Source organism: Sphingobacterium deserti (genome assembly GCF_000757725.1).
Lineage (GTDB): Bacteria > Bacteroidota > Bacteroidia > Sphingobacteriales > Sphingobacteriaceae > Sphingobacterium > Sphingobacterium deserti.
On sequence record NZ_JJMU01000010.1, the window covers coordinates 11,871 to 27,047 of the forward strand.

General features: G+C 39.6%; 11 protein-coding genes. 8 read left to right on the top strand and 3 right to left on the bottom strand.

Translation table 11 applies throughout. The annotated features are described in order from the left end of the window. Window positions 1-12 precede the first annotated feature (12 nt). From DI53_RS03000 to DI53_RS19495, 3 genes are all read right to left on the bottom strand, one after another. Window positions 13-3,375, bottom strand: coding sequence for a SusC/RagA family TonB-linked outer membrane protein (locus DI53_RS03000; RefSeq protein WP_206537979.1), 3,363 nt, complete (start codon window positions 3,373-3,375; stop codon window positions 13-15). A gap of 112 nt (window positions 3,376-3,487) precedes the next feature. Then, window positions 3,488-4,681, bottom strand: a complete 1,194-nt coding sequence (locus tag DI53_RS03005; RefSeq protein ID WP_037495207.1) for a FecR family protein — start codon at window positions 4,679-4,681, stop codon at window positions 3,488-3,490. A gap of 88 nt (window positions 4,682-4,769) precedes the next feature. Further along, window positions 4,770-5,345: an RNA polymerase sigma-70 factor gene (locus DI53_RS19495; RefSeq protein WP_157836745.1), complete on the bottom strand. Its 576-nt coding sequence runs from the start codon at window positions 5,343-5,345 to the stop codon at window positions 4,770-4,772. 559 nt (window positions 5,346-5,904) lie between these two features. On the opposite strand from DI53_RS19495, the gene DI53_RS03015 reads away from it, so the two are divergent. The 8 genes from DI53_RS03015 to DI53_RS03050 all read left to right on the top strand — a co-directional run bounded on the left by DI53_RS03015 (window position 5,905) and on the right by DI53_RS03050 (window position 15,176). Continuing rightward, window positions 5,905-6,660: a PASTA domain-containing protein gene (locus tag DI53_RS03015; RefSeq protein ID WP_037495208.1), complete on the top strand. Its 756-nt coding sequence runs from the start codon at window positions 5,905-5,907 to the stop codon at window positions 6,658-6,660. A 10-nt stretch (window positions 6,661-6,670) separates the two neighbouring features. After that, window positions 6,671-7,714: an endolytic transglycosylase MltG gene (gene mltG / locus DI53_RS03020; protein ID WP_037495209.1), complete on the top strand. Its 1,044-nt coding sequence runs from the start codon at window positions 6,671-6,673 to the stop codon at window positions 7,712-7,714. A gap of 6 nt (window positions 7,715-7,720) precedes the next feature. Further along, the gene (gene glsA, locus DI53_RS03025; RefSeq protein WP_241462361.1) at window positions 7,721-8,863 is read left to right on the top strand and encodes a glutaminase A; all 1,143 of its coding nucleotides are present in this window, start codon (window positions 7,721-7,723) and stop codon (window positions 8,861-8,863) included. 499 nt (window positions 8,864-9,362) lie between these two features. Continuing rightward, on the top strand, window positions 9,363-10,553 hold the full coding sequence (locus DI53_RS03030; protein WP_037495210.1) for an ATP-binding protein: 1,191 nt from the start codon (window positions 9,363-9,365) through the stop codon (window positions 10,551-10,553). Between the two features lie 115 nt (window positions 10,554-10,668). Continuing rightward, complete coding sequence (locus tag DI53_RS03035) at window positions 10,669-11,079, top strand: acyl-CoA thioesterase (protein ID WP_037495211.1); 411 nt, start codon at window positions 10,669-10,671, stop codon at window positions 11,077-11,079. Continuing rightward, window positions 11,079-12,050, top strand: coding sequence for a YihY/virulence factor BrkB family protein (locus tag DI53_RS03040; RefSeq protein ID WP_037495212.1), 972 nt, complete (start codon window positions 11,079-11,081; stop codon window positions 12,048-12,050). Before DI53_RS03035 ends, DI53_RS03040 begins: the two co-directional genes overlap by 1 nt. 239 nt (window positions 12,051-12,289) lie before the next feature. Continuing rightward, on the top strand, window positions 12,290-14,224 hold the full coding sequence (gene rpsA / locus DI53_RS03045; protein ID WP_037495213.1) for a 30S ribosomal protein S1: 1,935 nt from the start codon (window positions 12,290-12,292) through the stop codon (window positions 14,222-14,224). Between the two features lie 136 nt (window positions 14,225-14,360). Continuing rightward, window positions 14,361-15,176 carry a metallophosphoesterase family protein gene (locus DI53_RS03050; protein ID WP_052072004.1) on the top strand — a complete coding sequence of 272 codons (816 nt, stop codon included), beginning with the start codon at window positions 14,361-14,363 and terminating at the stop codon, window positions 15,174-15,176. Window position 15,177: the final 1 nt, after the last annotated feature.

Consider the following 15,177-nt stretch of genomic DNA (forward strand, 5'->3'; position numbering starts at 1 on the left):
TTAAGCTTAAAATTAGAAATCAACGTTTATCCCTAGTGTATAAATAGCAACGTTCGGAAAGGATATGGAATTCAGACCATTTTCGGGATCAAAAACTCGATATTTCGTAAAGGTCAAAAGATTCTGTCCACTAACATAGGCTCTGACACTTCTTATACTTGCCTTTGGAAAAATAAACGAATATCCTATAGCGACGTTTTTTAGTCTTAAATAAGCTGCATTCTGTATCCAATGTGAATAGTTCTGCCAATTGTGCCTTTGTTCAGCACCTAATAAACGCGGATAGTACGCATCAGCATTTGGTCTTTTGGGATCAAACGACTCTAAATAATGTTCTTCCAACGCCGAGAATATCCCCATCGGCTCTATAACATCCCCACCCAAATAGCCGTCCCTTTTGCCAACTCCCTGGAATAAAAGGTTAAAATCAAGCTTCTTATATTGACCACCCAACGTTAGCCCGTATGTGTATCGGGGAATAGTATTGCCAATAACTGTCTTATCCAAAGCGGTTATTTGGCCATCACCATCACGATCTCTTACGATAATATCCCCTATCGACCAATTAGGTATGAAGGCCTTCATGACCGTGGCATGTTGATCATAGAGCTCTTGACTTGTGGCAATTCCTAACGTCTCCCACCCAAATAACGCGTTGAGCGGTTGGCCTTCGATACGGGTCGTTAACGATGTTGTTGCGGATCTATAGCCTTTCAGATCGAGCACTTTATTCCGAACATCTGATAGGTTTGCCGTGACATTGTATTTAAAATTTTCTCCGATCTGATCTTTCCAGCCCATTGATATTTCCCAACCACGATTTTGTACCGATCCTGCGTTTTGTATAGGAGCTGTGATGCCCAACAAGGAAGGCGCTTCTAGATTTAGCAAGATATTATCGGTTACCCTATCATACCAATCGAACGAGATGTCTAGTTTGCCTTTCAATGTGGATAGATCAAAACCCAGGTTCTTATGTGTAGTCGTTTCCCAAGTGATCAAATTATTTCCCATAATGGCCTCGCGAAAGGATGACTGGAGACCAGTCTCGAAGATATACGAGTTGCCAGCCGCATACGTACTGAGGAATAAAAAATTGTCGATCTGATTATTGCCTAGCCTTCCCCAAGAGGCCTTTAATTTAAATTCTGGGATTGCAGATTTAAAGGATTCAAAAAATTTCTCTTCGGATATGCGCCATCCTAATGAGAATGCCGGAAAGGTCCCCCATTTGCTGCCGCGAGCAAACTTCGAGGATCCATCTCGTCTGACACTTGTCTCAAATATGTATTTATTATCATAACTGTAGTTGATCCTTCCGAATATAGAGGCAAGAGATTGCTCGTAAGATGTGCCATAAGCTTGAGAAGTATTGATATCTCCGAGCGAGATTTCAGAAAAATCATTACTTGGAAAATCCTTTCTACTTCCCTGCAAAGAATTATACCGCATTGATTCGGCGGACAACCCTACCATAGCGGAAAAACTATGCGCTAAAATCGTTTTGCTGTAGTTTGCAGTTAGGAATCCGGTAAAATTACGTTCTTGCGTATAATCGTCGGATTGTTCGTTGCGGGCAATGATGATATTTTCTGCCTGACCAGCTGGCGCAAAAGCGTCGTATTTCACTATGTTTGTCGATCTTTTTTGCAGGAATGATTTGCTTTCATAACCAAATGTCCCTTTTATCACCAGACCAGCAATCGGCGAAATTTCTGGACTTACGAGTACGGAAAGCTTGTCTCCCCGTACGGATTGCAGGCCGTAATCGTAAGTAGAACGGCGGACTGCATTTTGAGGCGCTGAGAGAAAAGACCAAGTGCCGTCAGAATACTGTACTGGATAATAAGGCATCGACCGTGGCACATAATAATACGAGGCGGCAGCTCCACTGGGCGACTCTTTTCTTTCGTCGTTTATGTAGGACATATTTGCGCCTACTTTAAGCCAATCGTTAAATTTAGTGGTTGTATTCAGACGCATATTATACCTATCATAAGTTGAATTTATGACCCCGTCCTGTTTAGTGTAACCTAAGGAACCTAGGTAGGTGGTCTTATCGTTCCCATTTTGCATCGTGAGATTATGCATGGTTTGGAGGGCTGGCTTTATCAACTCTTTGTACCAATTTGTATTTCCTTCGAGGACATCTGGATCGCCTCCATTCTTCATTCTATCAATTTTCTCTGGAGAAAATGTAGATCCGGGAACGCCCGTAATGTTTTCGGCAACTTTATTGTACATCTCGGCATATTGCCAGGACGAAGCCGGTTTTGGTAGCCTTGTAGCATACTGCTGTCCTACGCTTCCATTATACGTTATCGCTAGTTTCCCGGCTTTTCCGCTTTTGGTCGTGACCAAGATGACACCGTTGGCCGCTCTTGATCCATAGATTGCTGCTGCAGATGCATCTTTAAGCACGGTTACGCTTTCAACATCAGATGGCATTACATCAAACATGTTCATGGCAACACCATCTACCAAAACAAGCGGCGCAGAATTTCCCCAGGTCCCCTCCCCCCTTATTCTAAGACTGGTATTTACTGTTCCGGGCTGGCCAGAAGATTGGGTAATGGTAAGGCCAGGCGCCTCACCAGTTAGCGCCTCCGCTAAGTTTGTTACGGGCTTATTTACGATCTGTTCTGCTTTAACCGTAGATACTGAGCCTACTACATTTAATTTCTTTTGCGTGCCATATCCAACAACAACTACTTCATCCAAGCTATCCGTTATTGGCGATAATGTTACGCTAAGGAATGTTTCGTCCCTAACAGAAATCTTCTTTTCTGCATAGCCCATTAAACGGAAGACAAATTCCGACTGTTCTTTTGAATAGGTGATTTCAAATAATCCTTTTTCATCGCTGGCAGTAATTGGTGTTCCTTGGGCGAGACTTATATTCACTCCTGGCAGTGGAGAATTATTCATATCATGTACAACACCTTTAATCGATTGTTGAGCAGGGTACTCTGTTTTCGCTGTCTTATTATCTCGGTTTTTTAAAATAATCATTTTACCCTGTATGCTATAGGAAAATGGTTGATCTCGGAATGCTATGGATAATACGGTGCGGACATCGGCATGTCGCACGTCCAATGTAACAGGGTTTGCTGTTTTTAAGTAAGCTTTTTCATAAAGAAAGTCGTACCCGGATTGCTTACTTAATTCTTCCATAAAGTCTTTTAGTTGACCATTTTTCATTTTAATGGTTACCTTCTGTGAAAAGGTCGCAGACTGAGCTTGCACGCTACTCCCCATTAGTAAAAGAAGATTTAAATTAATAATAAGATAGCCTAGAAAACATAATTTCGAGTAGGCTTGATGCCTCCCTCTGTCAATCGACAAAAGGTAGCCTAAACGTAACAGTAGTTTCATATATTTGTGTATTAAGTTTATAGTATATTGATTAATTATCCGTCAATCAACTATTGAATCGGTGATGTTGGTAGCATCGCCGATTTTAGTCTTCATAATTTTAAGCTGTTATTTAGCTCGAACCCATAACTCTCCTTCCTTTCATAGTTAGTTTTACATTACTCGTCCGCTCAATTGCCAATAGAATATCTTCTATATTTGACGATCTTCGAATCTTGCCGTAGAATTTTTTGCTCTTGGGGAGTGATTTATAATCCACGTCAATGTCGTACCAGCGTGACAATTCCCTCATAACTTTATCAAGTGAGATGTCATCAAAAAGGAAATCTCCATTCAACCAAGAAACAACCAGATCAATATCCGCTTCACCGATCGAAATTTCAGCACCATCGAATGTTAATTGCTGTCCCGGTGACAATACTTCCTTTCGGTGAGTTTGTTTCGATAAGCATTCTATAGCCACTTTACCTTTCAATAGCGTTGACGTCTCTGCTTCTTCAGGATACGATCGGATGTTGAAAACAGTTCCTAGGACGGTTAATGTTTGCTTTCCTGTTTCTACAGAAAATGGAATTGGTGTATTTTGAATCCCCTCTCTGTGCCTAACATCGAAATAGCCCTCGCCAGCTAGCAACACAACTCGATCCGATCCAAAGGCATTTGTAAATGAGATGTAACTTTCTGCATTCAAATGCACTCGTGTATCATCGGAAAGACCAACCTGAAATATCCTTTTTCTTGGAACAATTATTTTATGCTTTATCACTCTTGAGACGCTATTCTCAGATTTTGATTTATATTCAATCCCCCCCTCCTTAGTTTTAATAACTATATAGTCGTCATCTTCATAAATATTCCCCAGTGGCACGTCATCCAATTTTATTTCTGTATTTTCATCAATACACAGCACGGGTTGGTCAAATGCTGAATAATCTATCTGTTCTACCACAAGTTTTTCCAGTCCTTTTATTGAATACTGTTTTGATATTGTTAATGTAGAGATACTAATGACCCCGAATATCAAAACGCAGGCAGCAGCAAGGATGAACTTTATATAAGCGACTTTTGAACGACCCCTATACTGCTTATGCAATATGACACGTTGATAGATAAATTGAACTTGTTCTGAAGCTAAGGGTGCAATGTTTACATCTTTATTGCTCCAAAAATCTTCCATAAGCTCTTCTAGAATAGGCTCAGAAAAGGGATCTTCCAAAAGCATCTTCCATTCAGAGAATTCGGATTCCGATAACTGAGATTTCTGCTGTTGTGAAAAAAGATAATATATTCTTGCCCTGTTTTCCATAAAACCACTGCTAGCTAATGTGCTATTGCGTATTTAATAGTAAGTCGTAAGACAGAAGCATTAGGGGTAATTAAAATTTACTTTTTTTTTAAAGATTCCAGATTACATCCATTATCATAGATAGAATGACATATTTTCTTAGATAATCTCTTAAAAACTTCAGCGCCAATTTCATATGCTTATGTACGGTACCTTTGGAAATCCCGAGTTTAGCAGCGACTTCTTCATATTTCAGATACTGCTGGTGACACATACGATAAACGAGTTGCTGTTGCTTCGGAAGCAATGCTATCCCGTTGTTTAAATGTTCGTTTGTTTCTTTTAAGTATATCGTCGCTATCAAGGCTTCACTCAACTCCACCTCAGCACAACTACGGTGCTGTTCATATTTTTTAAACCGAATATCCCGTCTGATCAAGTCAATCACCTTACGCTTTGCAATAGATTTTATATAGCTTTCGATATTCTCAACCCTGTGGAGTTCCCTCCCCTTTTCCCAAACAACAATCATCACATCCTGAACAACATCTTGCGCCATACTCTTGGAAGGAACTAATTGGCTTGCGAAACGATGTACAATTGGATAATAATGATCATATAAGATTTTAAAGGCACTAGTATCCCCTTTGGCAATGGCCGATAACAAATATTTTTCATCGATCATATATCTCAAATCTATTGACATATTAACCTAAAGAGATCAAAGTGGTCACCGTGTTTATAATTGCAAGCTATTTTTAATCTGCTGCAAAAAAATCCTTATCAACAGCTAAGTTATTAGTATTTTTATTAAACCCGGAATAAAATAAATTTAAAACACACAGAATACGTAGCGAATGTCCTGTAAACTGCTTGCTCTCGCGGCTTGAGTGGCGCGCACCGAAGGCTACATTTTGTACAATTTTTTGACGTTGTCAACTAGCTTGTTTTGATGTAAAGGCATAAGATTTCGATAGGTGGCTTTACTTAAGCTTGAGGAGCTATACGGCAGAATTGATTCCATAATCCGTTGCAGTTTTTTTCCATTGTTTAATTATATTTGTAACTGATTTAAAATACTACGCACGTGGCCTATGATAGCTCGTTTATATCATATGTTCTTTTTGCGGTCTGATGTTAAAACCAAGTGAAAAGAATATTTTTGCTTATTATATTTAATGTAATGTGTTAGGACGGGCAATGCAAAATGGCTTGACTATTGCTCGTATTATATCAAAGAATCCATGTCAAAACTGTTGTTGTATCTGAAGACAGATGCTTTTCGAAAAAATCTCATAGCAGCTTTAGTTGTTATCCTTATTCTATTTTTAGGCATATACTTTGGGCTTAAGGCCTACACAAAGCATGGCGTAGCAATAGAAGTCCCTCAGGTAAAGGGCATGCAGATCGACCAGGCTATACAGGCATTGGAAAACGCTGACTTGGAGTATTTCGTAGATTCCATCTACCAGATGGATATGAAGCCTGGACTTGTTATTGAGCAAGATCCTGAGCCCAAATCGCATGTTAAAACCGGAAGAACCATTTACCTTACTATTATAACGCAAACCCCGCCGGATGTGGCTTTTCCAAGCATCGTAGATAAGACCTTGATTGAGGCCACCGCGATACTACGCAATCAATCCTTGAAAGTAGGCGACACGGTTTACGTTTCGGATATCGCACGGGATGTGGTATTGGATGTAAAGTTTGCTGGGCAGCCGCTACAGGCTGGCAGAATGGTACCTAAAGGCTCAAAAGTTACACTTGTTTTGGGGAACGGCCGCGGATCGAGTGAAGTTGAGCTGCCAAATCTGATTGGCCTATCTTTAGATGAAGCTCGTTTCGCCCTGACTGGCGTTGGATTAAATTTAGGCAGCATCAGCTACAATGGTGCAGTCGTGGACTCACTTAGCGCGAAGGTCGTTAGTCAGCTTCCAGATACTACGGCTGGCTTCGTGGGAATTGGTTCAACCGTGGATTTAACGTTATCCAATTAAGCAAACTGATATGAGCGACAAAAAAAGAGGGTTCCCAAAATTTGTGAAGATTATTTTACTTGTAGTCTTCGTCATAGGTATTACTGTAGGGTATATTGGATATTCGGCATTTTTGGGACCGAGTGTAACGAGTAAAGAATCTTATCTTTATGTGCACAGCGAAGACAACTACCATGACGTATTAGAAGAACTTGAGGAAAAAGGCATCGTAAAAAACATTCGATTCTTTGACTATGTTGCCAGAGTGATGGACTACCCTACCGCTGTAAAACCTGGCCGATACAAATTGAGTGAAGGCTTATCTAATAGAAGGTTGATTGGGAATCTGCGCGGCGGCTATCAGGAGGCCGTTAAGTTTAGATTTGAAAACATCCGTTTAAAAGAAAATTTTGCCGGTCTGTTGGGTAAAAACTTCGAGGCGGATTCGCTTACTTTCTTAGAGATACTGGATAATGAAGATGTCTCGGAGAAGTATGGGTTTACGGAAGACAATTTCTTTAGCATGTTTATTCCAAATACCTACGAAATTTATTGGAACACCTCTCCTGACAAAATCGTAGCCCGCTTTCATGATGAATACATTAAATTTTGGAACGCAGAACGAAAAGAAAAGGCGGCAGCACTCAATCTAACACCGCAAGAGGTGAGCGTGCTAGCCTCTATTGTGAAGGGCGAAGCGCTACACAAAGATGAGATGCCGAAAATTGCCGGTCTCTACCTCAACCGGTTAAAGCGGGGCATTTTGTTACAGGCAGACCCAACAGTGATCTTTGCCCAAAATGATTTCACTATCCGCCGTGTCCTGAACAGGCATTTGACAATCGACAACCCTTACAATACATACCGTTTTAAAGGCTTGCCCCCCGGACCAATTATGCTACCAAGTATCGCAGCTATTGATGCTGTTTTAAATTACGCGAAGCACGATTACATCTATATGTGTGCAAAAGATGATTTTTCTGGCTATCACAACTTTGCGGTAACCCAGGCGGAACACCTCGTCAATGCCCGTAAATTTCAACGCGCGCTAGATGCTCGTAATATTAAAAAATAAAGCACTATGTACAAATACATGCTTATCTTATTTGTTGCTCTAGCTATACGGAATGATTCGCAGGCGCAGACCGTTACGGACAAATCGGAATCGAAAATAAGAGAAGCTGAATTTGAAGGTCCAAAAGATACAATTCTGGAAACGGAAGATACGTATCGTAGGGGGAGTATGCAGATAAGCCTGCTACGAAGCAATGATAGCATACCCAATTATTCTCAAAATACCAGTCCTATTAGCGAAGTCTCTAAAGCATCGTTAACCACTATTCTGAACAAAAACAGACATTATTATCTCGACGGGAAAGTAGCGGACTATATCCCCGAATTGGGCAAGATGGATCCAAAAGCTGTTGCCATTGCGGTAGTAAATGAGAAAGGCTTACTAATCGGAGCAGGTGATATGCATAAAAAGTTCACTATGCAAAGTATCTCCAAACCGATTGCCCTGATGGTAGCGGTCATGGAAAATGGAGAAGAAGCTGTCTTTAAAAAAATGGGGTACTTCGGTACGGATAAACCGTTCAATCACTTTTCCAACCTGGAAACAATGGGCAAGCCGCTGAATCCTATGATGAATGCCGGAGCAATCTTGACCACATCGCTCATTTCAGGCGATGGACAAGTGCCCTTTGACAAAATATTAAAATTGCTACGTTATATCACAGACAATCCGACACTGGATTATAACGAAACAGTATATGCTTCCGAAAAAGAAACTGGACATCGTAATCGTGGAATGTTCTATATCATGAAAAATGCAGGATTGATTTCAGGCTCCGAAGAACAGCTGGACAACTATTTTCGACAATGCTCTATTGAACTGACGACCGAAGATTTGGCGAAAATAGGCTATTTCTTCGCACAGCAGTGCGTTCGTTTTGATGGTGACCAACGCTATAAAAATCCTGAGATATCAAAATTAATCCAATCGCAAATGCTAATTGCAGGAATGTACGAATTTAGCGGTGAATATGCCCGCACAGTAGGCTTACCCAGCAAATCAGGTGTGGGTGGCGGCATTATGATAAGCGTTCCTAATGAAGCAGGCATAGCCGTTTTCAGCGCTCCCTTGGATGCCCATGGTAATTCTGTCGTTGGTTACCATATGATCCTCGATTTAGTGAGACACTATAACTTGGGCATATTTTAGAATAAGCTCCAGGCTCTCTCATCTCATTATCCACTTGTTCTTCTGTACTCCGAAAATTGTTCAGGAATAAAGTCAATGAGTTGAAATAATTTATGAACCGCCCTAAAGGTTGCTGACACCCTTTCTAATTCCCAAAGAACAAATTATATGCTGATTTAGTAGGATATCGAACCTACCTTAAGTACAATTCACGATATGCGACAAGCGTTAATCATCCGATATAATCCTTCATACAACTCCTTGGTACCTCACGCTCATTTTTAGTAATTAATATTGCGAAAAAGCATCCCCACAAAAAGACTGTTGTGTTAACAGGAATCCTGCATTGCAATCACTTGTTAAGCGAATTGGCCAGACCAAAAGACATCAACTTTTCAATTAGGATGTTTAACAAAAAGTAACAATTACCTTGAAATGCTTTATCAAGAAAGCATTTATTAAATAAAGTGCTTTTTTCATTTAACAATATTTGATATATTTGCTCTGTATAGGAAGCAATATGGAGACATTATTATTAGAATTCCAAACTAAAATAGCACGGATATCCCTTGATATACAGCGTTATCTTGTTCATCAAATGGATTTGAGTAATCGTCTTATTGTAGTAAAAGGAGCTAGAGGTGCCGGAAAAACGACCTTGCTTCTGCAATTGGCAAAGCTATATTTGCCGGTACAATCTACACTGTATGTAAGTTTAGATCACATTTATTTTTTTGAAAACAAGTTATACGATCTCGCAAAACAGTTTGCGCAATTTGGAGGAACACATTTACTTCTTGACGAAGTTCACAAATACCCCAGCTGGTCCAGAGAGATAAAACTTGTTTACGACAACTTCCCTGACCTTAACGTTATTTTCACCTCGTCTTCACTACTGGAAATTTATAAATCCGAATCAGATTTGAGTCGCAGAGCCGTAAGTTATTATCTAAAGGAGCTATCCTTCAGAGAGTTTATAACATTTGAAACAAAAAAAACGCTTATCGTTCGTTCGTTCCCAGAAATTTTACAAAACCACCATGCTCTTGCTACGGAAGTTTTAAATGAGCTAAAACCCTTACCCCTATTTGAGAAATATTTAAAAACGGGAGCTTATCCTTATTACAAAGAGAATGAAGATCTATACATTCAGAAATTACAAAACACGATAAATCTAATTATTGAAATAGATATCAATGCAGTAGAAAATTTACAATATGATACCTTGGTGAAGCTAAAGAAATTACTTATCACCGTTGCTTCGAGTGCGCCATTTACCCCTAATATTACCAAATTGAGTGAAAAGGTAGGTGTTTCCCGTAATATGCTGGTGCAAAGCATAAAAATTCTAGAACGTGCCGGACTGGTCAACGAATTGTATAAAGATAACTCCGGAATTGGAGTATTGACAAAACCTGAGAAACTATATCTGAATAATAGCAATCTAATGTTTGCACTGGCAAAAGATAACACCAATATAGGAAATGTCAGAGAAACGTTTTTCTTAAACCAATTCAAAGGTTTGCATGAGATCAACCTTTCAGAAACAACAGATTTTCTGATTGATAAAAAGTTTAGGTTTGAAATCGGAGGTAAAAACAAGACCAAGAAACAAATAGCAAATATGGAAAATGCTTACGTTGCCAAAGACGGTATTGAAATAGGTTTTGGAAATATCATTCCGGTATGGCTTTTTGGTTTTATGTATTAGTATCGCTTTCCTACCATTTTCAACTTGCATTTTTGACTTATCACTTTTGACTTATCACTTTTGACTTATCACTTTTGACTTTTTAATTTTTAATTTTGACTTTTCAATTTTCACCATGTTTATACACGAGACTACTATACGAACGAGATATGCGGAGACCGACCAAATGGGGTATGTGTATTATGGAAACTATGCGTCTTATTACGAAGTGGCGCGCACGGAGATGCTTCGCAGTACAGGAATATCATACCGTGAATTAGAAGAGATGGGGGTTATGTTGCCCGTCACAGATCTTACGTGTAAATATATACAGGCGGCTCGATACGATGATCTCATAACCGTCAGGACATATATCAAAGAGAAGCCGAACGTAAGAATTAAATTTGAGTATGAGGTATTTAACGAAAATGGTGTACTTTTGAACACAGGGTCCACGCAGTTAGTCTTTGTTGATATGGCAAAAAAGAGACCTTGCAAGGCGCCACAAATATTTCAAGATAAAATGGCCGTCTATTTCAGTCCATAATGCAAAAAAAGATACATAGCTCCCTTTTACGCCTGAAAGTCTACGATCAATTCATTGAATGGACGAAGGTAGCCATTATCCCGGGCTTCGGGTCGCTACCTTTGTACACCGTGTTTACCTTCTTTTTTCAGGAAATAGCTCGTGAATCCATCCTTAACAAGGCTTCATCCCTAGCCTACAATTTTATGCTAGCTATCTTTCCCGGCATACTTTTTTTATTCACGTTGATACCATATATACCGGTAGACAACTTCCAACAAAAGCTTTTGGATCTCATTCAAGTAGCGCTCCCGCACAATGCCTACGAGTTTTTGCAAGCAACACTGGTGGACATCGTAAAAAACCAAAATTCCGGCTTATTGTCGGTCGGTTTTTTATTGGCTACTTTCTTCGCAACAAACGGTATGACCACCTTGATGATGGCATTCAACAAAGCGTCGCTGGCTAAGGAAAAGCGTTCGTGGTTACGCCGAAGGATAGCAGCTATCGGGCTGTCTTTTGCCATTATCTTGGCCCTTGCTACAGGAATAGGTATCTTCACTGGAGCCGGTTTTGTCATTAACTACTTAAAAAAGCAGATTGATTATGACATCTCCTGGTTTTGGACATTTATTGTGACGCTATCGCGCTGGATTGTCTTATTCGGAATTTATTTTTTTACAGTCAGCATACTCTACAAGTTTGGCCCGAGTGATGCGAAGAAATGGAAGTTCCTAAATGCTGGTGCTAGCCTCGCTACAATTTTGGCAGTGTTAACTTTCTCTGGCTTTACTTATTACATCGATAACTTTGGTGCCTATAACAAGCTATATGGTTCTATCGGGACATTGATCGTCGTTATGATTTGGATGTACCTAAACTCCCTCATCTTGTTAATTGGTTTTGAATTAAACGCCGCTATTGCTCTTTCCAAACAAAGCATAAAAATTGTGAAACCACGTATTTACAATTCGTTTAAGAATCAAGATTAGACTCCACAGTGATCAATACCGTCACGGCACAGTCTGAACAAAAGAGATCTATTTACTTTTTGATAGCAGGGCTTGTACAGCCTTCGTAGAGGATATCGCACATGCAAAGGCGTAGTCTTTTAGGAGACTCACCACGTAAATAAAAGCAAAAACATTTTTTTCACTTAATCTCTTGTATATAAAAGTTTTTCGTATTTTTGCAGTCCCTACAATGTAGGGAAAAGGAGAAAAAATAATTAATGGCAAAAAAACAAGAAGCAGAAAAAGAATTAGCGGCGAAAAACGCAGAGCTACAGGGTGCTGACACTAAAGTAGTGAAAGACACTGAAACAATCGAGTCTGAAGCAGATTCAAAATTAATCGACGAAATCAAATCTAACGCTTGGAGTACACCACAAGGTGATTTCGATTGGGATTTGGATGAAAAAGCTTTCGGTAACTACAGCGACGCAGAGCGTAACAAGCTTGAGGAGCAGTATGCAGGCACATTCAACCAAATCAACCAAGGTGAGATTATTGAAGGTATTGTAGTATCTATCAATAACAAAGACGTTGTTTTAAACGTTGGTTTCAAATCAGACGGTCTTGTAGCATTATCTGAGTTCCGTGACTTACCTGACTTGAAAGTTGGTGATACGGTTGACGTATTCGTAGAGTCTCAAGAGGACGCAAACGGTCAATTGGTATTATCACGCAAACGTGCTAAAACACAAAAATCTTGGGAAGCGATCAACGATGCGTTGGAGAACGATGCAATCATTGATGGTTTCGTAAAATCTCGTACTAAAGGTGGTTTGATCGTAGACATCAAAGGTGTAGAAGCTTTCTTACCTGGATCTCAGATCGACATCAAACCTATCCGTGATTACGATGTATATGTTGGTAAAACAATGGAGTTCAAAGTGGTAAAAATCAACCACGAATTCAAAAACGTTGTTGTATCGCATAAAGTATTGATCGAAGACGATTTAGAAAACCAAAAATCAGAAATCGTTGCGAAACTAGAAAAAGGTCAAGTATTGGAAGGTACTGTTAAAAACATTACAGATTTCGGTGTGTTCATCGACTTAGGTGGTGTTGATGGTTTACTGCACATTACAGACATTTCTTGGGGCCGTATCGAGCATCCGAAAGAGGTTTTAGCCTTAGATCAAACAATCAACGTTGTTGTTCTTGACTTCGACGATGAGAAAAAACGTATTGCTTTAGGTTTGAAACAATTGTCAGAGCATCCTTGGGAGTCTTTGAGCACAGACTTAGCAGTAGGTTCTAAAGTAAAAGGTAAAATTGTTACTGTTGCAGATTACGGCGCATTCCTTGAAATCATCCCTGGTGTAGAAGGTTTGATCCACGTTTCTGAAATGTCTTGGTCTCAAAACCTACGTTCACCACAAGAATTCTTGAAAGTAAGCGACGAAATTGAAGCTGAAATCTTGACTTTAGATCGTGAAGAACGTAAAATGAGCTTAGGTATCAAACAATTGACTCCTGATCCTTGGAAAAACATCACAGAGCGTTACCCAGTTGGGTCTAAACAATCTGCTGTCGTTAAAAACATGACTAACTTCGGCGTATTCGTTGAATTAGAAGATGGTATCGACGGTTTGATTCACATCTCTGACCTATCTTGGTCTAAGAAAATCAACCACCCTAATGAATTCACTAAAGTTGGTGAGAAATTAGAGGTTGTCGTTCTTGAGCTTGATGAGGAAAATCGTAAGTTATCTTTAGGTCACAAACAACTTGAAGAAAACCCTTGGGATACTTTCGAAACAATCTTCACTGAAGGTTCTGTTCACGAAGGTACAGTAATCAAAGTTGGTGACAAAGGTGATATCGTTGCTTTACAATATGGTGTTGAAGGATTCTGTCCGAACAAACACTCGGTAAAAGAAGACGGTTCTGCTTTGAAAGTTGACGAAGTTGCTGAGTTCAAAATCATCGAATTCAACAAGGAAAACAAACGTTTGGTTATCTCTCACTCACGTATTTGGGAAGACCAAAAAGCAGAAGCGCGTATTGAAGATTTCAATAACCGCAAGAAAGAAGCGAAAGCAGCTAACTCTGCTGTGAAAAAAGTGAAAGAGTCTGTTGAAAAATCTACTTTAGGTGATTTAGACGTTCTTGCACAATTGAAAGAGCAGATGGAAGGTGATGAGAAGAAATCTAAGTAATTAGATTTAGCACCTATAATTCTTAAATCCCGAGCGTATCGCTCGGGATTTTTTATTGACCAAAAACTGACTTTTTTAATTCAAAAGTTGATAATTAAAATCTTATCATTGTAGCTATCGAACTACACGCCCTTAGATGAGACATCTTAATAAATTACTTTACTTTTTACTATTCCTTGTGTTTTCTCTATTTAGCGCATGTAAACGAAATTTTCAATATTCCGTATTAGAAGTGAAACCGTTGGCTAGTGATTTGAATCAACAAGCTATTGACAGGCTGGGCTTAATGGCCGAGAAAGATACCTTTTCCTTCCTTATCATTTCAGACACCCAAATTGCCTACGATGAGCTAGAGGCTTTCGTTAAGTATGCAAACCATATTCCGCAAGACAGCATTGCTTTCGTGCTTCATGGGGGCGATTTTACAGACTATGGAGCCAATTTCGAGTATAATCTTTATTACGATGATATAAAGAAGTTAAAGTTTCCGGTTATTGGTACGATAGGCAATCACGATATGCTGGGAAATGGACGCGGGATCTTCAACCGGTACTTTGGCGCAGAGGATTTCTCCTTCAGCTACGGAAATACGACCTTTATTGTATTTAACTCCAACTCCAGAGAGGTTGCATTTGATGGAAACATTCCAAACCTCAACTGGCTTCAAGCTGAAATACAAAAATCAGCGAACAAAAAGAATATCATTTACTTATCACACATAGCGCCAATCTCGCTCGATTTCGACCAAACAAAAACAGAGATGATGGCGAAATTACTATCCACGACAGCGAATTCGCGACTATCCATACATGGGCACTCCCATTCGTTTGACTATCGGGAACTTTTTAACGACGGCTTTCCGTATCTGGTGGCGCCCACCTTATTAAAACGCTCCTATGTCAAAGTCAATGTTGCTGATACCATACTAACTGTGGAAGAATTATTCTATTAAC

What these genes read in the sequence shown, in the direction of transcription:
- DI53_RS03030 (WP_037495210.1), top strand. Translation starts at nt 9,363, where the DNA reads ATGGAGACATTATTATTAGAATTCCAAACTAAAATAGCACGGATATCC.
- DI53_RS03005 (WP_037495207.1), bottom strand. Translation starts at nt 4,681, where the DNA reads ATGGAAAACAGGGCAAGAATATATTATCTTTTTTCACAACAGCAGAAA.
- DI53_RS03035 (WP_037495211.1), top strand. Translation starts at nt 10,669, where the DNA reads ATGTTTATACACGAGACTACTATACGAACGAGATATGCGGAGACCGAC.
- DI53_RS03050 (WP_052072004.1), top strand. Translation starts at nt 14,361, where the DNA reads ATGAGACATCTTAATAAATTACTTTACTTTTTACTATTCCTTGTGTTT.
- rpsA (WP_037495213.1), top strand. Translation starts at nt 12,290, where the DNA reads ATGGCAAAAAAACAAGAAGCAGAAAAAGAATTAGCGGCGAAAAACGCA.
- DI53_RS03000 (WP_206537979.1), bottom strand. Translation starts at nt 3,375, where the DNA reads ATGAAACTACTGTTACGTTTAGGCTACCTTTTGTCGATTGACAGAGGG.
- DI53_RS03040 (WP_037495212.1), top strand. Translation starts at nt 11,079, where the DNA reads ATGCAAAAAAAGATACATAGCTCCCTTTTACGCCTGAAAGTCTACGAT.
- glsA (WP_241462361.1), top strand. Translation starts at nt 7,721, where the DNA reads ATGTACAAATACATGCTTATCTTATTTGTTGCTCTAGCTATACGGAAT.
- DI53_RS19495 (WP_157836745.1), bottom strand. Translation starts at nt 5,345, where the DNA reads ATGATCGATGAAAAATATTTGTTATCGGCCATTGCCAAAGGGGATACT.
- DI53_RS03015 (WP_037495208.1), top strand. Translation starts at nt 5,905, where the DNA reads ATGTCAAAACTGTTGTTGTATCTGAAGACAGATGCTTTTCGAAAAAAT.
- mltG (WP_037495209.1), top strand. Translation starts at nt 6,671, where the DNA reads ATGAGCGACAAAAAAAGAGGGTTCCCAAAATTTGTGAAGATTATTTTA.